The sequence below is a fragment of the Rahnella sp. PD4 genome (assembly GCF_049199325.1).
In the GTDB taxonomy this organism is placed as follows: domain Bacteria; phylum Pseudomonadota; class Gammaproteobacteria; order Enterobacterales; family Enterobacteriaceae; genus Rahnella; species Rahnella perminowiae.
Window position 1 is genome coordinate 267,693 of record NZ_JBLZQF010000006.1, and the last position, 21,654, is coordinate 289,346.

General features: G+C 52.5%; 17 protein-coding genes and 3 tRNA genes. 4 read left to right on the plus strand and 16 right to left on the minus strand.

The window, feature by feature from the left end; translation table 11 throughout:
- Positions 1 to 37: 37 nt before the first annotated feature.
- From nsrR to nnr, 12 genes are all read right to left on the minus strand, one after another.
- On the minus strand, positions 38 to 463 hold the full coding sequence (gene nsrR, locus ACOZIO_RS16885) for a nitric oxide-sensing transcriptional repressor NsrR (protein WP_421595518.1): 426 nt from the start codon (positions 461 to 463) through the stop codon (positions 38 to 40).
- Between the two features lie 227 nt (positions 464 to 690).
- Positions 691 to 1,989 (minus strand): adenylosuccinate synthase, encoded by a 1,299-nt coding sequence (locus ACOZIO_RS16890; RefSeq protein WP_013573768.1) that lies wholly within the window; start codon positions 1,987 to 1,989, stop codon positions 691 to 693.
- A gap of 143 nt (positions 1,990 to 2,132) precedes the next feature.
- Entirely contained in the window at positions 2,133 to 2,333 is a 201-nt protein-coding gene (locus tag ACOZIO_RS16895; RefSeq protein ID WP_129954259.1) for a DUF2065 domain-containing protein, read from the minus strand.
- A 94-nt stretch (positions 2,334 to 2,427) separates the two neighbouring features.
- A complete protein-coding gene (gene hflC, locus ACOZIO_RS16900; RefSeq protein ID WP_013573766.1) occupies positions 2,428 to 3,426 on the minus strand; it encodes a protease modulator HflC in 999 nt (332 codons plus the stop codon).
- A gap of 2 nt (positions 3,427 to 3,428) precedes the next feature.
- On the minus strand, positions 3,429 to 4,712 hold the full coding sequence (hflK, locus tag ACOZIO_RS16905) for an FtsH protease activity modulator HflK (protein ID WP_421595519.1): 1,284 nt from the start codon (positions 4,710 to 4,712) through the stop codon (positions 3,429 to 3,431).
- A gap of 33 nt (positions 4,713 to 4,745) precedes the next feature.
- On the minus strand, positions 4,746 to 6,050 hold the full coding sequence (hflX, locus tag ACOZIO_RS16910; protein WP_129954255.1) for a ribosome rescue GTPase HflX: 1,305 nt from the start codon (positions 6,048 to 6,050) through the stop codon (positions 4,746 to 4,748).
- A gap of 98 nt (positions 6,051 to 6,148) precedes the next feature.
- The gene (gene hfq, locus ACOZIO_RS16915) at positions 6,149 to 6,457 is read right to left on the minus strand and encodes an RNA chaperone Hfq (RefSeq protein ID WP_095923701.1); all 309 of its coding nucleotides are present in this window, start codon (positions 6,455 to 6,457) and stop codon (positions 6,149 to 6,151) included.
- Positions 6,458 to 6,570: 113 nt separating this feature from the next.
- A complete protein-coding gene (miaA, locus tag ACOZIO_RS16920) occupies positions 6,571 to 7,512 on the minus strand; it encodes a tRNA (adenosine(37)-N6)-dimethylallyltransferase MiaA (RefSeq protein ID WP_129954254.1) in 942 nt (313 codons plus the stop codon).
- Positions 7,505 to 9,424 carry a DNA mismatch repair endonuclease MutL gene (gene mutL, locus ACOZIO_RS16925; RefSeq protein WP_421595520.1) on the minus strand — a complete coding sequence of 640 codons (1,920 nt, stop codon included), beginning with the start codon at positions 9,422 to 9,424 and terminating at the stop codon, positions 7,505 to 7,507. Before mutL ends, miaA begins: the two co-directional genes overlap by 8 nt.
- A 31-nt stretch (positions 9,425 to 9,455) precedes the next feature.
- On the minus strand, positions 9,456 to 11,228 hold the full coding sequence (gene amiB, locus ACOZIO_RS16930) for an N-acetylmuramoyl-L-alanine amidase AmiB (RefSeq protein WP_129954250.1): 1,773 nt from the start codon (positions 11,226 to 11,228) through the stop codon (positions 9,456 to 9,458).
- Between the two features lie 7 nt (positions 11,229 to 11,235).
- Positions 11,236 to 11,703 (minus strand): tRNA (adenosine(37)-N6)-threonylcarbamoyltransferase complex ATPase subunit type 1 TsaE, encoded by a 468-nt coding sequence (gene tsaE / locus ACOZIO_RS16935; protein ID WP_129991643.1) that lies wholly within the window; start codon positions 11,701 to 11,703, stop codon positions 11,236 to 11,238.
- Positions 11,704 to 11,713: 10 nt separating this feature from the next.
- On the minus strand, positions 11,714 to 13,228 hold the full coding sequence (gene nnr / locus ACOZIO_RS16940; protein WP_258452557.1) for a bifunctional ADP-dependent NAD(P)H-hydrate dehydratase/NAD(P)H-hydrate epimerase: 1,515 nt from the start codon (positions 13,226 to 13,228) through the stop codon (positions 11,714 to 11,716).
- On the opposite strand from nnr, the gene queG reads away from it, so the two are divergent.
- Positions 13,227 to 14,381 carry a tRNA epoxyqueuosine(34) reductase QueG gene (gene queG, locus ACOZIO_RS16945; protein WP_421595521.1) on the plus strand — a complete coding sequence of 385 codons (1,155 nt, stop codon included), beginning with the start codon at positions 13,227 to 13,229 and terminating at the stop codon, positions 14,379 to 14,381. The genes nnr and queG overlap by 2 nt on opposite strands.
- A 313-nt stretch (positions 14,382 to 14,694) precedes the next feature.
- On the opposite strand, the gene ACOZIO_RS16950 is transcribed toward queG, so the two are convergent.
- From ACOZIO_RS16950 to orn, 4 genes are all read right to left on the minus strand, one after another.
- Positions 14,695 to 14,770: transfer RNA gene (locus ACOZIO_RS16950), tRNA-Gly, on the minus strand.
- Positions 14,771 to 14,831: 61 nt separating this feature from the next.
- Positions 14,832 to 14,907, minus strand: a tRNA-Gly gene (locus ACOZIO_RS16955).
- A 59-nt stretch (positions 14,908 to 14,966) separates the two neighbouring features.
- Positions 14,967 to 15,042, minus strand: a tRNA-Gly gene (locus ACOZIO_RS16960).
- Between the two features lie 304 nt (positions 15,043 to 15,346).
- Positions 15,347 to 15,892 carry an oligoribonuclease gene (gene orn, locus ACOZIO_RS16965; RefSeq protein WP_129954242.1) on the minus strand — a complete coding sequence of 182 codons (546 nt, stop codon included), beginning with the start codon at positions 15,890 to 15,892 and terminating at the stop codon, positions 15,347 to 15,349.
- A 126-nt stretch (positions 15,893 to 16,018) separates the two neighbouring features.
- Here orn and rsgA point away from each other — a divergent pair, with 126 nt between their 5' ends.
- From rsgA to mscM, 3 genes are all read left to right on the plus strand, one after another.
- Positions 16,019 to 17,056 carry a small ribosomal subunit biogenesis GTPase RsgA gene (gene rsgA / locus ACOZIO_RS16970; protein WP_129954240.1) on the plus strand — a complete coding sequence of 346 codons (1,038 nt, stop codon included), beginning with the start codon at positions 16,019 to 16,021 and terminating at the stop codon, positions 17,054 to 17,056.
- A 181-nt stretch (positions 17,057 to 17,237) separates the two neighbouring features.
- Entirely contained in the window at positions 17,238 to 18,206 is a 969-nt protein-coding gene (gene asd, locus ACOZIO_RS16975) for an archaetidylserine decarboxylase (protein ID WP_129954238.1), read from the plus strand.
- A gap of 46 nt (positions 18,207 to 18,252) precedes the next feature.
- Positions 18,253 to 21,621, plus strand: coding sequence for a miniconductance mechanosensitive channel MscM (gene mscM, locus ACOZIO_RS16980; protein WP_421595522.1), 3,369 nt, complete (start codon positions 18,253 to 18,255; stop codon positions 21,619 to 21,621).
- The last annotated feature ends 33 nt before the right edge of the window (positions 21,622 to 21,654 follow it).

Here is a 21,654-nt window from a genome sequence, read left to right on the forward strand (position 1 = left end):
GTTCCTCCGTTGTCATCAGCAGTTTGTTGAAAGTCTTTCATTCAACAAGCAATAATTGGTAGAGCGTTGAGTTATCTTTGACCATATCGGCCAAAGTGTACTGATTCAGCTCATCAAGAAAATGTTCTACAGCAGTGTGCAGGACTTGTTTTAGCCGGCATGCAGGCGTGATATGACAAAAATCACTGGCACAGTTGACCAGCGAAAGAGGTTCCAGCTCGCGCACCACGTCGCCAATGCGGATGGTGTCTGCGGGCTTGCCCAGCTTGATACCCCCGTTCTTTCCGCGAACGGCTGTGACCAGACCAGCACGGCTCAACTGATTAATGATTTTCACCATGTGGTTACGCGATACACCGTAAACCTCGGTGACCTGCGAAATGTTGGTCATCTGATCGTCCGGCAATGACGCCATATAAATCAAGGCTCTCAAACCATAATCAGTAAAACTCGTTAACTGCACACATACCTCTGGGTAGCTATTACCCGGTCTTTCCACGTCAGCAATGACAACAGGGTGAAGATGATTGTTTATTATGACACTTTGATGATAAACCAGCCGCGAACTTTGCAGCTAATCATTTAGATAGTGGATGGTTTATAGAAAGTAAACAAGCGAAGGGAGTCAGAAAAAAACAAACCGGGCAATTTTGCCCGGTTATGACGTCTTTACACAATCAGCTCTGGCTGTTATGCATCAAACGGGTCACGCAGAATCATCGTTTCGCTACGATCCGGGCCAGTAGAGATAATATCAACCGGCACTTCAGTCAGTTCTTCGATACGCTTGATGTAATTCAGCGCTGCCTGTGGCAGGTTTTCCACTTCTTTCACGCCAAAGGTGGTTTCGGTCCAGCCTGGCATAATTTCGTAGATTGGCTCGATACCTTCCCAGCCTTCAGCAGCCAGCGGCGTGGTGGTCATTTCGCGGCCATCAGGCATGCGGTAACCGACACACAGCTTCACTTCTTTCAGACCGTCCAGCACATCCAGTTTGGTCAGACAGAAACCAGACAGGGAGTTGATCTGCACAGAACGACGCACCGCTACGATGTCCAGCCAGCCACAACGACGGCTACGGCCAGTGGTCGCACCAAACTCGTTACCTTGCTTACGCAGGAACTCGCCGGTTTCATCAAACAGTTCAGTCGGGAACGGACCTGCACCCACGCGGGTAGAGTAGGCTTTCACAATGCCCAGCACATAATCAACATAACGTGGACCAATGCCCGAACCGGTGGCAACGCCGCCAGCAGTGGTATTGGAAGAGGTGACGTACGGATAAGTCCCGTGGTCGATATCCAGAAGCGTGCCTTGCGCGCCTTCGAACATGATCAGGTCACCACGCTTACGCGCGCCGTCCAGCAGCTCAGACACGTCAACAACCATAGCCGTCAGGATGTCGGCAATCGCCATCACATCATCCAACGTTTTCTGGAAATCAACGGCTTCTACTTTGTAGTAGTTAACCAGCTGGAAGTTATGGTATTCGATGATTTCTTTCAGCTTGATAGCGAAAGTTTCTTTGTTGAAGAGATCGCCTACGCGCAAACCGCGACGAGCCACTTTATCTTCATAAGCCGGGCCAATACCACGACCGGTCGTACCGATCGCTTTATCGCCACGCGCTTTCTCACGCGCCATGTCCAGTGCGACATGGTAAGGCAGGATCAGCGGGCAAGCTTCAGACAGTAACAGACGTTCGCGTACAGGGATGCCACGAGCTTCAAGTTCGCCCATTTCTTTCATTAAGGCGTCAGGAGCCAGAACAACACCGTTGCCGATGATGCTGGTCACGTTTTCACGCAAAATGCCAGACGGAATTAAATGAAGAACGGTTTTTTCACCGTTGATAACCAGAGTGTGACCGGCGTTGTGACCGCCCTGATAGCGCACAACATATTTAGCCCGTTCAGTAAGCAGGTCTACGACCTTGCCTTTCCCTTCATCACCCCATTGAGTGCCGAGTACGACGACGTTCTTACCCATCTCAAGAATCACCAGGTTGCTTAAAAAAGGATTCTAACATCTCATTCTGTGCTTTCCAGCACTTTTAGCACACGTTTGCGGGAAAATTTTAATTGCGTGCTACCGGTCTCAGCGAGACGTGACACACCGCATGTAACAAAACCTCACCCTCCCACACGACTACGCAACATGTAGTAAATTACGAAGCCTGCAACCACAAGACCACCGCCAAAACGGCGTAAAACCGTGTCCGGAAGATTCGCCAGCGAAAGGATCATTTTTCTCCACGTTTTTGGATAAATCATTGGTCCCAGGCCTTCAAGAACCAAAACTAATGCCAGCGCCAGCCAGATTGTCGAATTCATGATGAGTCAGTCTCGCAACATCCCTTCTTAAAAGAGAGGGTTTCAGAAAAGACAAAAGGCCCCCTAAGGGACCTTTTGGAAATTGCAGAAGCAATTATTTATTTTTTTCAGGTGACTTCATGAAGCGGAAGAAATCGCTGTCAGGGCTTAACACCATGACGTCGTTGCCGCTCTTGAAGCTGGCCTCGTAAGCACGCAGGCTACGGATGAATGCGTAGAAGTCAGGATCCTGGCTGAACGCGTCAGCAAACAGTTTCGCCGCTTCGGCATCCCCCTCACCACGGGTGATACGGGCAGTACGTTCTGCTTCAGCAACGGTACGTGTTCTCTCGTAATCCGCAGCCGCCTGGATTTTAGTCGCCTCTTCTTTACCCTGGGAGATGTGACGCAATGCCACCGCATTACGTTCAGCACGCATACGATCGTAAATCGCGCTGGACACTTCTTCCGGCAAGTTGATTTGTTTCAGACGTACATCCACTACTTCAATACCCAATGCCGCCATGCTGTTCGGGTTCACCGCAGGTTGTTTACCTTTGGTTTCCTGCTCAACACGTTTTGCTGCAGAGGCAATCGCATCATCGGCTTCAGTGGTCGCTTCAGGCTCATCGCCTACGCTACCGGTGTTCAATGCATCACGCACATCCAGGGTCAGACGACCACGGGAATCGGTCACGATGTCTTTTACGTCAAGGCGACCAATTTCAGAACGCAGACGGTCACTGAATTTACGTTTCAGCAGGATTTCTGCCTGAGACACATCACCGCCGCCCGTTGCCAGGTAGTAGCGGCTAAAATCACTGATACGCCATTTCAGGTAAGAATCGACGATTAAGTCTTTCTTCTCGCTGGTCACGAAGCGGTCAGCCTGGTTATCCATGGTCTGGATACGCGCGTCGAGCATTTTAATGGATTCCACGAATGGAACTTTGAAATGCAGGCCCGGTGCATAAACCAGCGGTTTGTTATCACTGTCGCGCAGAACTTTGCCAAAACGCAGCACGATGCCACGCTGACCTTCCTGGACCACAAACAGTGAGGCATAAAGCGCCACCAGCACCACAACGACGATAAGTAAAAATGACTTACGCATTGTTATTCTCTCCCTACGCGAAGTGTATCGTCACGCTGTGCATTTGCACGACGCTGGTCCATGACACTGCCAGACGAACGGGAACTGCTGTTATCGGCACTGCTTTTACTATTACTGCTGGTCAACCCAGGAACGGAAGGCAACAGACCTGTTTCATCATTCTTGCTGGTATCATTTGCAGCAGCGTTATTTCCGCGCAACATTTGATCCAACGGCAAGACCATCAGGTTATTCCCTTTATCACTCACCAGCACTTTACGGGTGTGGCTGAGCACTTTTTCCATGGTTTCGATATACAGACGTTCGCGGGTAATTTCAGGCGCAGCTTTATATTCAGGTAACAGTTTGGAGAAACGGGCCACTTCACCCTGTGCTTCCAGAACCGTACGATCTTTATAAGCTTTAGCATCTTCCAGCAAGCGCTGTGCTTCACCGTTTGCCAGAGGCTGGATCTGGTTCGCATAAGCTTCTGCTTCACGAATAGACTGTTGCTCTCTTTCACGGGCAGCGATCGCATTATCGAAGGAAGCTTTCACTTCTTCAGGTGGGCGCGCAGTCTGGAAGTTGACGTCCTGGATGGTGATACCCATTTTGTACGGACGAATGGTTTCTTCCAGTACACGTTGGGTATCACTACGCACGGTGGTACGGCCTTCAGTCAGGATTTTATCCATCGTATATTTGCCGATAACACCACGCAGTGCGCTGTCCGTTGCCTGGCTCAGGCTGTCGTCAGGGTTGGCGACGCTGAACAGATAGGCTTCAGGATCCGTCACGCGGTACTGCACGTTCATTTCAACGCGCACAACGTTCTCATCGGATGTCAGCATTACACCAGACGCAGCCAGTTCACGTACCGATTCTACGTTCACCGCACGCACCTGATCGATGAAGGTTGGTTTCCAGTTCAGGCCCGGTTCAACCAGATGGCTAAACTTACCAAAACGGGTTACCACGCCACGCTCAGCTTCTTTGATGGTATAGAAACCCGTTGCAGCCCAGATAACCACCACCGCAGCGACCGCGATGCCAGCAATCCGGGTGCCACTCATTCCATGACCGGAACCGGTTGGCGTACCGTTGTTGTTACCTGAACCTTTTCCGCCGAAACCACCCAGTTTTTTGCTGAGCTTACGGAAGATATCATCCAGGTCAGGTGGCCCCTGATTACGGCCGCCTTTGTTGTCGTTATTTCCACCAGAATTTCCACCAGAGTTGCCGCTATTATTGCTGCTGCCCCAGGGGTCGCGGTCCTGTCCGTTATTACCGGGCTGATTCCACGCCATGTTATAGCTCCATTATTCTATGATTGGTGTTCTTCAGGCTAAATCAGACAGGCTCTGGTTGCGGACATAGCTTTCCAGTTCCTGCTCTTGTTTGCAGAGGCGACGCCAGTCAACGATGGGCATTCGCACCACCAGACCAATACTGCCATCCTCTTCAATCCATTCTTTTTCAATGGCCTGAAGCTGGTAAAAACGGCTACGAAGGCGGCCTGCTTCCGGCGGCAAGCACAATTCATGCTGCGCGATTTCGCCAGAGAGTCGCTCCGTTAATGCCTGAAAAAGCAACGGAATACCTTCACCTGTCACGGCTGAGAGCCAGACCCTGACCGGCAAATTCTCCTCGTTGCGGTCGATACGCGGGACAAAGTCATCCAGCATATCTATTTTGTTCATCACTAACAGCGCAGGAATTTCATCTGCTTCGATCTCTGCCAGCACCGTATTCACCGCGTCAATATTTTCTTGAACCCGGATGTCCGCTGCATCAATTACATGGAGTAACAGAGATGCCTGTCGGGTTTCCTGCAATGTTGCCTTAAAAGCCGCAACCAAATCATGGGGCAGGTGACGAATAAACCCTACGGTGTCCGCCAACACGGTTTCCCCGACATCTGCCACCATAATACGGCGCAGTGTAGGATCGAGCGTAGCAAACAACTGATTGGCCACATAAACATCGGCCTGAGTAATACGATTAAAAAGTGTAGATTTCCCGGCGTTGGTATACCCCACCAACGACACCGTCGGAATATCTGCACGAACACGTGAACGGCGACCCTGTTCACGCTGCTTAGCCACTTTTTCAAGCCGGCTGAGGATCAAAGTGATTCTGTCGCGCAGTAAACGGCGGTCAGTTTCGAGCTGGGTTTCACCCGGGCCACGCGCACCAATGCCGCCGCCCTGTCGTTCAAGGTGGGTCCAGCCGCGAACCAGTCGGGTAGCGATGTGGCGTAATTGCGCCAGTTCTACTTGTAACTTACCTTCGTGTGTCCGGGCCCGCTGGGCAAAAATATCTAATATCAATCCGGTGCGGTCGACAACGCGACATTCGCATAAGGCTTCCAGGTTTCTTTCCTGGCCGGGAGACAAGGCGTGATCAAACAGGATGACAGAGGCGCCCGTTGCTTTGACGGCATCTGCGATTTCTTGGGCCTTTCCTTCACCGACAAAGTATTTTGGGTGCGGTGCCTTGCGGCTCCCGGTGACGACTTGCAACGCCTCTACACCTGCAGAAGATACCAGCGATTCAAATTCGCTCAGGTCTTCCGTGTCTTTGTCTTGCGAGAAATAGATATGAACCAGTACGGCCTGCTCACCGGCTTCATAACGGTCAAACAAGCTTGCGACCTCTCATTGGGAAAAAATTCGCCAGCCGGGGGTGCATAAGCATAATCGGAATACTTATGAACCCCTTCGTGGTTGACCAACGTTGCGCTTTATTCAGCGTCATCGTTTTCCTGCTGCGGCTGTTGCGCAGACGGAGTGCTACCATGGTGATAATTGTTGGTGCTGCCCGTACCTGGATTATTGCTATGATGTGACACCGGGCGGGAAGGCACTACGGTGGAGATAGCGTGTTTATACACCATCTGGCTAACCGTATTTTTTAACAGAATGACAAACTGGTCAAAAGACTCAATCTGGCCTTGCAGCTTAATACCATTCACCAAGTAAATAGAAACCGGAACACGTTCACGACGCAATGCGTTCAGGAACGGATCTTGCAAAGATTGCCCCTTAGCCATTCTATCTTTTCCTTATTAGTTTGTTGTTTGTAACTTTGAGCCTATCAGCTCGAAAATAAATCACATAAAAAATTGCGCGCTGAGTACTGATCAATTGTACACAATCACCCAACCTATGCACTAACAACCTGAATTACACGGTTTAAGGCTTCTTCTGGCTTCTCAGAATCGAGCCATTCGACACCCTCCCAACTTCGTAACCAGGTCATCTGACGTTTGGCCAGCTGTCGTGTCGCGCAAACACCACGATAAACCATTTCATCGTAATCGAATTCACCAGACAAATATGACCACATCTGGCGATAACCCACACAACGAATGGAAGGCAAATCTGTATGCAAATCGCCCCGGGCTATCAGCGTTTTGACTTCGTCTTCAAAACCATTGGACAACATCTGGCTAAAACGTTCCTCGATCCGCGCATGTAAAAGTTCACGGCGGGTCGGCGCAATCGCAAACTGATGGACACGATAGGGTAATGTTTCACCCGAAATTTTAGTCAGTTCCGTTAAAGTTTTACCCGAAATAAAAAAAACTTCCAGTGCTCTGGACAGTCTCTGTGGATCATTCGGATGAATTCGCATAGCCGCAACGGGATCGATTTCACGCAACTGGTCATGTAACGCCTCCCAGCCCTGTTCCGCCGCCTGCTTTTCAATACGTTCGCGCACGGCAGGATCAGCCGGTGGCAACGGGGAAAGACCTTCAAGCAACGCCTTGAAATAAAGCATAGTCCCACCTACCAATAACGGGATCTTATTGCGCGAGGTTATTTCTGCCATTTCCCGCAATGCGTCTTGACGAAAGTCAGCCGCCGAATAAGCCAGTGCCGGGTCGAGGATATCGATCAGCCGATGCGGCGCCTCCGCCAGTTCTTCTGCAGTGGGCTTCGCCGTACCAATATCCATCCCCCGATAAATCAGGGCAGAATCGACGCTGATAAGCTCGACAGGCAGGTGTTTCATCAGCGATATCGCCAGTGCTGTTTTACCGGATGCGGTCGGCCCCATAATAAAGATGGCCGGGGGAACTGCGTGTTTTTCAGAATCAGTCATGCTTAAAAGCCGCCAGTGCGGGCTGTAAATCAAGAGGTTGCAGAAGGCCGGACGGAGGCGATTTCACCAATTGCGGGCAAAGACGCTCAACATCCGTGAGTAATTGTATGGCTTGTGAAATTGTCCAGACCTCATGCTCGCAGCCGCAGTGGCGGGCAAACCACATAGCTACCGCATCAGAAGTCACCTCCTGCTGAACAGCAAGATAACCTAACAGATCAGGTATCAACTTTTGTAAATTTTGTTGGCGTAATGGTAAAGGTACCGCGCGAACCGTCACACGCTGTGACTCACTGAGCATTTCTAAACCAAAATGCTGTAATAGCGCCTGATGCCGTGCCAGCACGGTCGTCTCTTCTTTTTTCAGCGTCAGCTTCAGCGGAATTAATAACGGTTGTGGTCGCAACCCCTCTTCGGGTGGTGTCAGCTGCGCCCATTTCAGCCAGCGATCAGCAACCGGTAATGCCAGCAATACCAGATTTTTGCCGCGCTCAAGTAACGCATATTCCGAGGAACATACCGTCAGCACACGCCCGAAACTCTGGCTGTGTGATTCCAGTGCCGGTTCCGTCAGTGTACGGGCCGCCGGAATGGCTGGCTTAGCGGGCGGTGCCGCAGCAGGTGCCGGTTCCTGTAAAGAAAACGACGCCGGCGCAGATTGCAACAAACGTCCGTAAGCCTGGCTTTCTGAGGGATTGTAAGCGGGCTCCGTGTTGCGGTAAGCAGGTTCACGGGGCTGGCTGACGCGGGCTGTTTCAGGAAATACATTTTCACGTGGCGGATTGTTTTCACGCGGTGCCGGCGTTTTATGTTCTGCCGGTTGCGAGAAATGATTGCCGCCCGCAGCCTGACGGTTTTCCTGCTGCCAGCGCGGTGTATCTGCCTGAAGTTGTGGTTCATCAAGCACGGGAGCCCCCGTCTGCTGCAATACGGACATCACCGCCTGATAAATAAAATCATGCACCAGCCGCGACTGATGGAAACGCACTTCGTGTTTGGCAGGGTGCACATTCACATCCACCTGATGCGGATCGACATCCAGATAAAGCACATATGCGGGCTGCTGATCGTCCTTGAGCTGATCCTGATACGCCTGGCGGATCGCGTGATTAATGAGGCGATCTTTCATCATGCGGTTGTTCACATAGCAATACTGCATATCACTCAGGCTGCGTGAACCGGCCGGATCCGCCACCCAGCCACGGATAGCCAGATCACCATGACTCCATTCCACGGCCAGTGCGTGCTCGACAAATGTCGGGCTGCAAATACTGGCCAGACGACGGGAGAACTGTGCCGGGTCTTTCACCGCACGATACTGACGAATAAGTTTACCGTTGTGGCTGAGGTTGACAGAAACGTCAAAGCGCGCCAGTGCAATCCGCCGGACAACTTCATCGATATGGGTAAATTCGGTTTTCTCAGTACGCATGAATTTGCGGCGGGCGGGCGTGTTGTAAAACAGATCCAGCACTTCAACCGTCGAGCCTTGCGGATGTGCCGCCGGTTTGACGGTTACCGCCATATCACGCCCTTCGGCATACGCCTGCCAGGCTTCATGCTGTTCAGCGGTGCGTGATGTCAGGATCAGGCGCGATACAGAGCTGATACTTGCCAGCGCTTCGCCGCGGAATCCGAGGCTCAGAATGGCTTCCAGATCATCAAGACAGGTAATTTTACTGGTGGCATGACGTGCCAGCGCTAAAGCCAGATCGTCTTTGCCAATCCCACAGCCGTTATCGCGAATGCGGATAAGTTTGGCACCACCACGATCGATATCAATATCAATACGCGTCGCGCCCGCATCAAGGCTGTTCTCCACCAGTTCCTTCACCACGGAAGCCGGTCTTTCGACAACTTCACCCGCTGCTATCTGGTTAGCAAGTTGTGGCGGCAGTACCTTGATTGGCATAGCGGCTCCTGTGGCAGCGGTCATTTACCGCCTATGACTGAGGAATAGTTAAGGTTTGGCCGAGCTGTACCTCGCCAGACTTCATATGATTTGCGGTTTTGATGTCATTCATGCTGACACCATATTGGCTGGCGATCGCCGACAGCGTATCGCCGCGTTTCACTTTATGTTTCGCGGGCTTCTTCGACGTTTTTGTTGTCGAAGCAGGTGCGGCGGCTGTTGAAGATGTGCGGGTTCCCGCAGGGACTTTCAATCGCTGACCGACCCAGACACCGTCTTTTTTCAGTTTATTAAGATCGCGCAGCGCCGCGTTTGTCGTGCCGTAGCTGTTCGCGATCCCGGTCAGGGTTTCACCCCGGGTCACTTTGTGGATCTGCGTGGCACCGGCTGCACCGGCAGTCACTTCAATCGGGCCAGGCTGGTTAGCGGCAGTACTGGCTGTCGCGCTACTGTCTGCCGCCGCTGCTGATGAGGCCAGCAGCGGACGGTTTTCGACCTTTGGGCCATTTTGTATCGGATGCGACTGGAAATAATTACGCAGGCCGATGTGGATAGCCCTCGCAATTTTATCCTGGTACGCGCTGCTGCCCAGCAGCCGCTCCTCAGTTGAATTACTGATAAAGCCGGTTTCCACCAGCAGGGAAGGAATATCAGGCGAACGTAAAACACCTAAACTGGCATGTTCCGGCTTCGCTTTATGCAAAGAGCCAACAGAGCGCAGTTCGCGCAATACACGGGTCGCAACGTCATAGCCCACGCGCTGTGAATGACCAAACTGTAAATCCAGCACCGCCTGACTGAGATACGGGTCTGAAGCGGTATTTGCCAGCACATCCCCAGCGCCGCCGAGCAGTTCTGACTGTTTCTCGTGTTGCTCCAGCCAGTTCCCCATTTCACTGTTAGCACGACGATTCGATAACACCCAGACTGATGCACCGCGCGCACTGCGGCTCGGCGCGGCATCAGCGTGAATAGAAACCAGCACATTAGCATTTTTCTTACGCGCTACATCGGAACGGCCCATGACCGAAATAAAGTAATCCCCGTCGCGGGTTAATACCGGCTGGAACATCGGGTCTGCATTAAGAATCGCCTGTAATTTACGGGCAATTGAGATAGTGACATTTTTTTCTTTTAGCCCGCCAGCGCCGATTGCGCCCGGATCCTGCCCGCCATGACCGGCGTCAATAGCGACAATAATTCTGCTGTCACTGGTCGACACGGTAGAAGAACGTGAATTATCCGGCGCCACCGTCGTCGCGACGACTTTGGTCTGATCATGGGTAAACGGATTTGATTTCGCGGAAGGCGTAACCATTCTGCCCGCATTTGGCGAGGACGTGTTGGTCCCCACGGCAACCGGTGCACTCCGACGTGCCGGAGCAGCGGCGTTCATGGTCAGCACCACGGTGTACTGGTTGCCATCTTTCTGTTTTGTGGCGTTGGTTCGGACTTTCTGATTCAGTTCAAATACCAGACGCTGACTCTGCGCATTGGGCGGCGTACTGGCACGTACACGCGTCACCAGATTCTGTCCGTTAAAATTCAGCGGCAGGCCTTTCATCACGCCGTCCTGCCGGATATCCATGACCACACGTTCAGGGTTGTGCAGCGGAAAAAAAGAGTAATCCGGTGAACCATCAAATGAAATCGTGACGGTAGATTGCGTGGCACCATTGGAAACATTGATGTTTTTCATGCCAGCCGCAAAAACCGGCGAGGCCAGCACGGCAAACAACATCAGCGCCGATAACAACGTCATCATCGTCGCTGAAATATAAAGAGAGGTAAAACGTGAGTTCATCGCGTGATCATCCTTGCTGTTGAACACGATGCAGCAATTTTATGCCGGATTCAGAAACCGCCGCCAACTTTGCGGTGCGCCCGGTTGGGGAATAATCCAGCGTCAGTTCAATATCCGGTTCAGGCAATACCCCTGCACCCTGCTGTGGCCATTCCACCAGGCAAATGGCGTCCTGTGCGAAATAATCGCGGATCCCCATGAACTCCAGTTCTTCCGGATCAGCAAGGCGATATAAATCAAAATGATAAACGGCAATCTTATCCAGCTGATAAGGCTCTACCAGAGTGTAAGTCGGGCTTTTCACATTACCCTGATGGCCTAATGCCTGAAGAAACCCCCGGCTGAAGGTCGTTTTACCGGCTCCCAGATCGCCATAAAGATGGATAACCGCTGAGCCTTCGCAGGCTTTCGCCAGTGAAGCACCTAGTTGCAGCGTTGCCGCTTCGTCGGGTAAAGAGATATTAAGTTGATTCATTCAGTGATATCTATTTCTTCAGGTCTGGATTAACTAACGGGGCAATCACCGCTAAAAGATCAGTTGCCAGCATACCGCGCGTTCCCTGCCGGTGGGCAATTTCGTCTGCGGCAGCGCCATGAAGCACTGAGCCCGCGCAGGCCGCATCATATACATTAAGTTTCTGAGCCAGCAATCCGCCAATAATACCAGAAAGTACGTCGCCCATGCCGCCGGATGCCATTCCGGCATTGCCGACATCCGCTATCGCCATCTCACCACGTTCGCTGGCAATCAGCGTGCCTGCACCTTTAAGCACTACCACGCCACCATATCGCTCAGTGAGCTTCCTGGCGGAAAGTAAGCGGTCACTCTCAATATCTTTCACGCTGCAACCCAGCAATCTTGCCGCTTCGCCCGGATGAGGCGTCAGTACACGATTTTGCCGTTTCCGCGGGTTGATTGCCAGCAGGTTAAGCGCATCGGCGTCCCATAAGGCGGGTTTATCCCAGTCTGCCACACGTTCCACGGCCTGTTTGCCCCATTCTCTCTGACCCAGACCGGGACCGATAACGACTACCTCTGCCCACTCAAGCCCTGCATCCAGCGATGCAGCCGTGAGTTCCTGCACCATCAGCTCCGGTCTGGCAGTCAGTAGCGGTCCCGCATGTTCTTTGTGAGTAAGTACTCGCACCAGCCCGGCCCCGGTACGCAGCGCAGCCTCTGAAGCCATACGGATCGCACCCGCAAAGCCGGTATCGCCACCCACCACCAACAAACGGCCATATTCCCCTTTATGGGAACAGGGACGTCGCGGGTGCAACCATTGGCCCAACTGAGTTGCATCCAGCCTCTGTAAGGGTGCCAGATGCCCGCCCAGCCAGCTTTCAAGTCCCAGCGCATCGCCGTGTAATTTCCCCGTATAGTCACGTGCCTGCCCGGTCAGCAAACCGGGTTTCAGAGCGATGAAACTGATCGTGTGCGTAGCATGCACCGCCTTGCCCGCGGCCTGACCGGTTTGCGCATCCAGTCCCGAAGGGATATCTAAAGAGATCACAGGTAAAGACGCTGAGTTGATGTCGTCAATCAGTGCAGCGTAAGGCGCGCGTGGCGCGGAAGATAAACCGGTACCGAGCAGACCATCAATAATCAGATCCGCATCCTGCGGCCATGGTGAATCCACCGGGTTAACCGTGCCGCCGCTTTTCAGCCAGCCCTCACGCGCTGTCTCTGCTTCTTCAGGCAGCGGCTTACTCCCCTGAACAGCCAGCAGTGTTACGCGTAGCCCTGCGTTTTTCGCCAGTCGTGCAACTTCAAAACCATCGCCACCGTTATTACCGTGACCACATAAAATCAGCCAGTGACGGGTTTGCGGAAACTTACGCTGCGCCAGTAAAAAAGCGGCTTTTGCCGCGCGTTGCATCAGTGTAAACAGAGAAATCCCCGTTTCCTGCGCCGCCTGTCGCTCAGCCTGTCGTAGCCAGTCAGCAGAAAATACGGAATGTGGTAAACTCGCCTCGTTTCGTTTTTCACGTTGGTTCGTCATGACACTCCCTCTCGATCTCGTTCAACTGGCTCAACATATCAAGCAATGGGGCCAATCGCTAGGCTTCCAGCAGGTGGGTATCTGCGATACAGACTTATCTGTGGAAGAGCCTAAACTGCAAGACTGGCTTGATAAACAATATCATGGCGAGATGGACTGGATGGCGCGCCACGGTATGTTACGCGCCCGTCCGCATGAATTACTGCCCGGTACGCTGCGGGTGATCAGCGTGCGGATGAACTATTTGCCTGCCAAGGCCGCTTTTGCCAAGACCCTGAATAATCCGCAGCTGGGTTATGTCAGCCGTTATGCTCTCGGACGCGACTATCACAAAGTGTTGCGCCAGCGCCTGAAAAAACTCGGCGATATGATTCAGGCATATTGTACTGAGCATGCTGATCAGACCGTGACTTTCCGCCCTTTTGTAGATTCTGCACCAGTGATGGAACGCCCGCTGGCGGCGAAAGCCGGTCTGGGGTGGGTTGGTAAACACTCACTTATTCTTAACCGTGAATCCGGCTCGTGGTTCTTTCTCGGCGAACTGCTGATTGATTTGCCTCTGCCCGTGGATCAGCCTCAGGAAGAGAAATGCGGAAAGTGCGTGGCCTGCATGACAACCTGCCCGACCGGTGCGATCGTTGCCCCTTATACTGTCGACGCCCGCCGCTGTATTTCCTATCTGACCATTGAACTGGAAGGCGCAATTCCGGAAGAATTCCGTCCGCTGATGGGTAACCGTATCTACGGCTGCGATGACTGTCAGCTGATCTGCCCCTGGAATCGTTATTCACAACTGACCGGAGAAGACGATTTCAGCCCGCGCGCCGCACTTCATGCCTCTGAACTGATTGAATTATTTGGCTGGACGGAAGAAAAGTTTTTGCGCATCACGGAAGGCTCGCCAATCCGGCGTATCGGACATTTGCGCTGGTTGCGCAATATTGCGGTGGCGTTGGGCAATGCCCCGTACTCCCGTGAGGTGCTTAATACACTGCAATCGCGGGAAGGTGAGAATGCGTTGCTGGATGAACATATCAGTTGGGCGATTGCACAGCAGGTTGAAAGAAGAAGTGAACATCAGGTGGAAGTGCAATCTTCACAGCAAAAGCGCCTGATCCGTGCGGTTGAAAAGGGTCTGCCAAGGGATGCATAACCCTTCCCCAAAGCGTTAATTGGAAAAGCGATATTTTCTGTGCATAAAAATAAAAATGCTTTGCCAATCAAGTGCAAAAAAAAGAGCAAGTGATCGTCATAACGTTTCGTTATAAATTAATTTTATTTAAAATCAAGGCATTAAATTTTATCAATATACCAAGCACAAAAAACAGACAGTTTAAAAAAACGCCTAATCCTGTGGATAAGTCTGTTTAAAACATTACTACAAATCGTGTAATGATCAGGTCATTTATGCACAGAAAATGCAGGAAGACACTATTAAGAAATGATTTTGAACTGAAGAAGAAAACTGGAGCGGGAAACGAGACTCGAACTCGCGACCCCGACCTTGGCAAGGTCGTGCTCTACCAACTGAGCTATTCCCGCATTGAGATGTCTGACATCTGCTGTACTGGCATTTGCCATAAATGTACAGGCTTTGAAATTTTGGAGCGGGAAACGAGACTCGAACTCGCGACCCCGACCTTGGCAAGGTCGTGCTCTACCAACTGAGCTATTCCCGCGTCGCATGGCACTGCATTATTTACGTCTTAAATCTTTAAATCTCAAAAGCTTAAAAATTTGGAGCGGGAAACGAGACTCGAACTCGCGACCCCGACCTTGGCAAGGTCGTGCTCTACCAACTGAGCTATTCCCGCTCTGCGCACTCAACGAAATTCTTCATCGGTACGGGGTGCGCATTATACGAGAAATCCTTTTTGCCGCAAGCCCCTGAAAGCAAAAAAACGTTTTTTTCGTTCAAGTGCCGATTAAACCATCAAAGCGACGATTTAATCAGCGAAACGCGATGATTTTGTGCTCCGTATGCCTTTTTAACTTTTTTTAAAATAAATCGCCTAAATCATTCACGTTGCAGGAAGGCGGCAAACTCACAACAAATCGGTCAGTGATTCAGGTGAGAGAGTGCAGCCAACGCATCTGCAGCCTGAAGGATGACGGAGATTAAAGATTAATAAAATGTTCGCGGTAGTACGCCAGTTCAGCCACAGATTCACGGATATCATCCAGCGCCTGATGAGTATTTTGCTTCTTAAAACCACCCAGCACTTCCGGTTTCCAGCGACGCGCCAGTTCCTTCAGCGTGCTGACGTCCAGATAACGGTAATGGAAATAGGCTTCCAGCTCCGGCATATATTTAAACAGAAAACGTCTGTCCTGGCCGACGCTGTTGCCGCAAATCGGCGATTTGCCCGCAGGAACCCACTCTCGCAGGAAGTCGATAGTTTTTTGCTGGGCGGCATTGTCATCAAACGGACTGGCTTTGACGCGATCAACCAGACCGCTGCCGGTGTGGGTGCGCACATTCCAGTCATCCATCAGCGCCAGCTGCGCGTCAGACTGATGGACTGCCATGACCGGGCCTTCGGCCAGAATGTTCAGATGCGCGTCGGTCACCAGCGTCGCAATCTCAATAATACGGTCACGTTCAGGATCCAGACCGGTCATTTCCAGGTCAATCCAAATTAAATTCGAGTCATTAGCGGCCATGATGTGTCCTGTTACAAAGTAGAGAGTTGACGGAGTTCTCCGTCATTCGGGCAATTAATATAAAATAGCTGGTATCATAGTCGTTTTGGTCGCACCGAGCGATTAAAGCCAGTCAAGTGAGGCGCAGTGACTAAATCAAAACTGTCTAAAGGGCAACAACGTCGCGTTCAGACTAACCATCAGCGTCGTCTGACACAGACGGACAAACGCAAAGAGCTGGACGATTCTCTGCATGGCGAACCGCAGGACGGCGTCGTCATCAGCCGTTTCGGGATGCATGCGGACGTTGAAGCGGCCGACGGCAGCCAGCACCGTTGCAATATCCGCCGAACCATCCGTTCTCTGGTGACCGGTGACCGCGTGGTATGGCGCGCCGGCGAAAATACCAGTGTGAAAGGTATCGTCGAGGCGGTCCATGAAAGAACTTCCGTTCTCACACGCCCTGATTTCTATGATGGCGTCAAACCCATTGCCGCAAACATTGACCAGATCGTGATTGTCTCCGCCATCCTGCCGGAACTGTCGCTTAATATTATTGATCGTTACTTGGTGGCGTGCGAAACGGTTGAAGTTGAGCCGCTGATTGTGCTCAATAAAATCGATCTGCTCGACGACGAAGGCCGTCAATTCGTTCAGGGCATGATGGATATCTACCGCAAAATAAATTACCGCGTCCTCGAAGTGTCGAGCCAGACCGGTGAAGGTATGCCTGCGTTTGAAAAGGCGCTGACTGACCGCATCAGTATTTTCGCCGGTCAGTCCGGCGTGGGTAAATCCAGTCTGCTGAACGCCCTGCTGCCACCGGATGAAAAACAAATTCTGGTGAATGAAGTGTCCGATAACTCAGGCCTGGGTCAGCACACCACGACAGCGGCGCGTTTGTATCACTTCCAGCATGGCGGTGACGTTATTGACTCCCCGGGCGTGCGTGAATTCGGTTTATGGCACCTTGCGCCAGAGCAGATCACCCAGGGCTTTGTCGAATTCCGCCCTTTCCTCGGCTACTGTAAATTCCGCGACTGCAAGCATGGCAGTGATCCGGGCTGTGCAATCCGTGATGCCGTAGACCGTGGTGAAATAGCCGAAGAACGTTTCGACAATTACCACCGTATTCTGGAAAGCATGGAAGACGTAAAAACACGTAAAAACTTCGATGCACTTTAATACTAATTTGTTGAATTAATATGTTAATGGCAATCGGGTAACGTTAACGGAAGTTGAACCGTTGATTTCACCCCGTTACAATCCTCCGCCATACAACACTGCATGCCCCTGAATACCATTCGGGGGCGCCTGCAAAATGGCCGGTACGCCGGTCATTCATATCATTCAAGAGGTTTTCCCCGTGCTGGACAGTATCAAAATCAAACTTCAATATTTACTTCCTAAACAAGGACTGACCCGTCTGGCTGGCTGGGGCGCAGATAAGCGTGCTGCCACGCTGACACATTGGGTGATCAGAGCATTTGCCCGTTTTTATAACGTCGACATGAAAGAAGCACAAAATCCGGATCTCAAATCATATGCCACGTTTAACGAATTCTTCGTGCGTCCGCTGCGCGAGGGCGCACGTCCGGTGGTCAGTGGTCTGGATATGCTTTGCCTGCCAGCCGACGGTGCAGTCAGCCAGTTAGGGGCAATTACCGGGGGCAAACTGTTCCAGGCTAAAGGTCATTTCTACAGTTTAGAAGCATTGCTGGCAGGTAACTATTTGCTGGCAGAGCAATTCAAAGACGGACAGTTTGCCACTGTTTATCTGGCACCACGTGATTATCACCGGGTGCATATGCCGTGCGACGGCGTGCTGCGTGAAATGATTTATGTCCCGGGAGATTTATTTTCAGTCAACCCGCTGACCGCCGCGAATGTACCCAATCTTTTCGCCCGTAACGAACGCGTCATCTGCGTCTTTGATACTGAATTCGGGCCGATGGTACAGATTCTGGTTGGCGCAACGATTGTCGGCAGCATTGAAACCGTCTGGGCAGGCTGCGTCACGCCGCCGCGCGAAGGCATTATCAAGCGTTGGACTTATCCGGCAGCCGGTGAAGAAGGTGCCATCGCGCTGGAAAAAGGTCAGGAAATGGGCCGTTTCAAACTGGGTTCCACGGTGATCAACCTGTTTGCCGCTAATCAGGTTCGCTTCATGCCGAATCTGAGTAATGGCACGGTGACCCGCATGGGCGAACCGTTCGCCGAAGCTCTGCGTGCTCCGGCAGCAGCAGCGGAACCTGTGGTAGCAGAATCCTCTGTCACTAAAGAAGCGCCAGCAGGTGTCGCAACCGCTGAACCGCAGGCTCCGAAAGATTATTAAGTTCGCGCTGAACTGACATACAGAACTGAAAAAAGGATATGACCGAGTGCGCCTGTTCCCCGCCTTGCTGATGAGTTTACTGCTGTCCCTGCCATTGATGGCGGGTGCAGCACCGACTGAAGATCAGCTCAAACAAGAGTTGAAACAGGCGGAAGCCAATAAAGAAATGGCCAATCAGACGCAGGTGGTTGAGGCGCTGCAAAGCGCACTCAACTGGCTGAATGAAGCCAGCGTTTCAGCCGGGCGCTCGGCGGAATATCAAAAGGTCATTGATGACTTTCCAAAACTGACGCAGGCCCTGCGCCAGGAATTGCAAAATCAGCCTGACAAGCCGCCCGCGCTGGATGACAGCATCTCCACGGCTCAGCTCGAGCAACAAATTCTGCAAGTCAGCAGTCAGCAGCTGGAAGAAACCCGCCAGTTGCGTCAGGAGCAGGACCGCTCCCGCGACATCAGCGACTCACTGAGTCTGATCCCGCAACAGCAATCCGAAGCCCGCAACGCGCTGAGCGACATCGATCAGCGCATACAGGCGGCGACCGCGACGGCAATCTCCTCACCGCTGGCACAGGCCCAGCTCAGCGCACTTCAGGCCGAATCTGCAGCGCGTAAAGCCAAGGTTGATGAACTGGAACTGGCTCAGCTTTCTGCCAATAACCGGCAGGAACTGTCGCGAATGCGCACAGATCTCTACAAAAAACGCGCCGACTTTCTTGATCAGCAATTACAGGCCTTACGCAATACACTGAATAACCAACGCCAGCGGGAAGCTGAACAGGCGCTGGAAAAAACCGAGCTGCTGGCCGAACAGAGTGGTGAATTGCCGCACTCTATCAGTCAGCAGTTGCAGGCCAACCGTGAGTTGTCGCTGGCACTGAATCAGCAGGCGCAGCGGATGGACCTGATCTCATCTCAGCAGCGTCAGGCCGCTGCACAAACTCAACAGGTACGTCAGGCGATTAATACCATTCGCGAACAGGCACAGTGGCTTGGCGCGTCTAATTTACTTGGCGAAACACTGCGGGCGCAGGTTGCGCGTCTGCCGGATATGCCGAAACCGCAACAGCTTGACCGCGATATGGGCCAGTTGCGCGTGCAGCGCCTGCACTATGAAGATTTACTGGATAAGCAGGCTATTTATCGCCAGGCAAGGCAGGATGACGGAAAACCGCTAACTGCGGCTCAGCAAAAAATTCTGGATGCACAGTTGCGGACGCAGCGTGATTTGCTCAATTCCCTGCTTTCAGGTTGCGATACCCAAATTCTTGAACTCACCAAGCTGAAAGTGGCGAACAGCCAGCTGGTGGAAGCGCTGAATGATGTTCATGACGCCGCCCACCGTTATCTGTTCTGGGTGGCAGACGTCAGCGCCATCGGCATTTCTTACCCGGTGCAGGTCGCGCATGATCTGAAACGTCTGCTTTCACTGGATTCACTCAGTCAGCTTGGCGGTGCGTCCATGATGATGGTCACCAGCAAAGAAACGCTGCTGCCATTATTTGGAGCACTGATTCTGGTGATTATCAGCATCAGTTCGCGCAAACATTATTACGCGTTCCTGGCACGTGCCAGCAGTAAAGTGGGTAAGGTCACACAGGATCATTTCTCGCTGACCCTGCGCACCGTGTTCTGGTCGATTCTGGTCGCCATGCCGTTGCCGGTGCTGTGGGCAGCGCTGGGCTTCGGGCTGCAAAGCGCGTGGCCGTACCCGATTGCAGTTGCGATCGGCGATGGTGTCACCGCAACCCTGCCAATCCTGTGGGCATTTATGGTCAGTGCCGCGCTGGCGCATCCGCAAGGGTTATTTGTCGCCCACTTCGGCTGGCCGCAACGTGCGGTATCACGTGCCCTTCGCTACTATGCGCTGTCGATCTGGGTGCTGGTGCCGTTAATTATGGCGCTGATTACCTTCGATAATCTTAACGATCGGGAGTTCTCAAATACGCTGGGGCGGCTGTGCTTTGTTATTTTGTGTCTGGTGGTCGCGCTGGTCACCCACAGCCTGAAACGCGCGGGAATTCCGCTGTATCACGATAAAAAAGGCAATAGCGAAAACGTCATCAACAAAGCCTTATGGTGGATGCTGCTGGGCGCGCCCGTTGTGGCCGCACTGGCTTCGCTGATGGGCTACCTCGCGACCTCACAGGCGCTGCTGGCACGCCTGGAAACCTCGGTAGCCATCTGGTTCGTATTACTGGTGATTTACCACATTATCCGGCGCTGGATGCTGATCCAGCGCCGTCGTATTGCGTTCGAACGCGCCAAGCAGCGCCGGGCAGAAATGCTGAATCAGCGTGCCCGCGGTGAGGACGATGCCCATCAGGTCAGTACCAGTAATGAAGGGACGGTTGAGATCGAAGAACCCGTGGTGGATCTGGATGCTATCTCCGCGCAATCACTGCGACTGGTACGTTCCCTGCTGACATTGATCGCCCTGATCTCGGTGATCTTCCTGTGGTCTGAGATCCACTCGGCCTTCTCGTTCCTGGAAAATATTCATCTCTGGCAGGTTGCGTCTACGGTTCAGGGCGTAGAGAGCATGCAGCCGATCACACTGGGATCGGTGTTGATCGCCATTCTGGTGCTGATTATCACGACGCAACTGGTGCGTAATCTGCCCGCGCTACTGGAACTGGCGCTGTTGCAACATCTGGATCTGACGCCGGGCACCGGTTATGCCGTGCTGACCGTGACCAAATATGTGTTGCTGCTGATTGGCGGCCTGACAGGTTTCTCGCTGATCGGGATCGAATGGGCAAAACTACAATGGCTGGTGGCAGCACTTGGTGTCGGTCTCGGCTTCGGTTTGCAGGAAATTTTCGCTAACTTTATTTCCGGCCTGATTATCCTGTTTGAAAAACCGATCCGTATCGGCGATACCGTGACGATCCGCAACCTGACCGGCAGCATCACCAGAATCAATACCCGCGCCACAACGATCGCCGACTGGGACCGTAAGGAGATTATCGTGCCGAACAAGGCCTTTATCACCGAACAGTTCATCAACTGGTCGTTGTCAGATTCCGTTACCCGTGTGGTGCTGACCGTCCCTGCGCCGTCGGAAGCCAACAGTGAAGAAGTGACCGAAATTCTGCTCAGCGCCGCGCACCGCTGTTCGCTGGTGCTGGACATGCCTGCGCCGGAAGCCTATCTGGTGGATCTCCAGCAGGGGATTCAGATTTTCGAGCTGCGTATGCATGCCGCTGAAATGGCACACCGTATGCCGCTGCGCCATGAAATCCATCAGCTGATCCTGTCCGGATTCCGCGAGCATGGCATTACGCTGCCGTTCCCGCCATTCCAGGTGCGTATGGAAACACTGCACCGCGCGCAAAATGGCAATAACGCGACCTTTACCAGCAGCAGCGGCAGTGGTCGCAGCGGAAACAGTTCGCGCTCACCGGGCGACTTATAAAAGCCAAAAGAAAAGCAAAAAGGCAGATCCTTC

What these genes read in the sequence shown, in the direction of transcription:
- miaA (WP_129954254.1), bottom strand. Translation starts at nt 7,512, where the DNA reads ATGACTGATTCTGAAAAACACGCAGTTCCCCCGGCCATCTTTATTATG.
- ACOZIO_RS16890 (WP_013573768.1), bottom strand. Translation starts at nt 1,989, where the DNA reads ATGGGTAAGAACGTCGTCGTACTCGGCACTCAATGGGGTGATGAAGGG.
- orn (WP_129954242.1), bottom strand. Translation starts at nt 15,892, where the DNA reads ATGGCCGCTAATGACTCGAATTTAATTTGGATTGACCTGGAAATGACC.
- hflC (WP_013573766.1), bottom strand. Translation starts at nt 3,426, where the DNA reads ATGCGTAAGTCATTTTTACTTATCGTCGTTGTGGTGCTGGTGGCGCTT.
- hflK (WP_421595519.1), bottom strand. Translation starts at nt 4,712, where the DNA reads ATGGCGTGGAATCAGCCCGGTAATAACGGACAGGACCGCGACCCCTGG.
- amiB (WP_129954250.1), bottom strand. Translation starts at nt 11,228, where the DNA reads ATGAACTCACGTTTTACCTCTCTTTATATTTCAGCGACGATGATGACG.
- tsaE (WP_129991643.1), bottom strand. Translation starts at nt 11,703, where the DNA reads ATGAATCAACTTAATATCTCTTTACCCGACGAAGCGGCAACGCTGCAA.
- queG (WP_421595521.1), top strand. Translation starts at nt 13,227, where the DNA reads ATGACACTCCCTCTCGATCTCGTTCAACTGGCTCAACATATCAAGCAA.
- hfq (WP_095923701.1), bottom strand. Translation starts at nt 6,457, where the DNA reads ATGGCTAAGGGGCAATCTTTGCAAGATCCGTTCCTGAACGCATTGCGT.
- mutL (WP_421595520.1), bottom strand. Translation starts at nt 9,424, where the DNA reads ATGCCAATCAAGGTACTGCCGCCACAACTTGCTAACCAGATAGCAGCG.
- nnr (WP_258452557.1), bottom strand. Translation starts at nt 13,228, where the DNA reads ATGACGAACCAACGTGAAAAACGAAACGAGGCGAGTTTACCACATTCC.
- ACOZIO_RS16895 (WP_129954259.1), bottom strand. Translation starts at nt 2,333, where the DNA reads ATGAATTCGACAATCTGGCTGGCGCTGGCATTAGTTTTGGTTCTTGAA.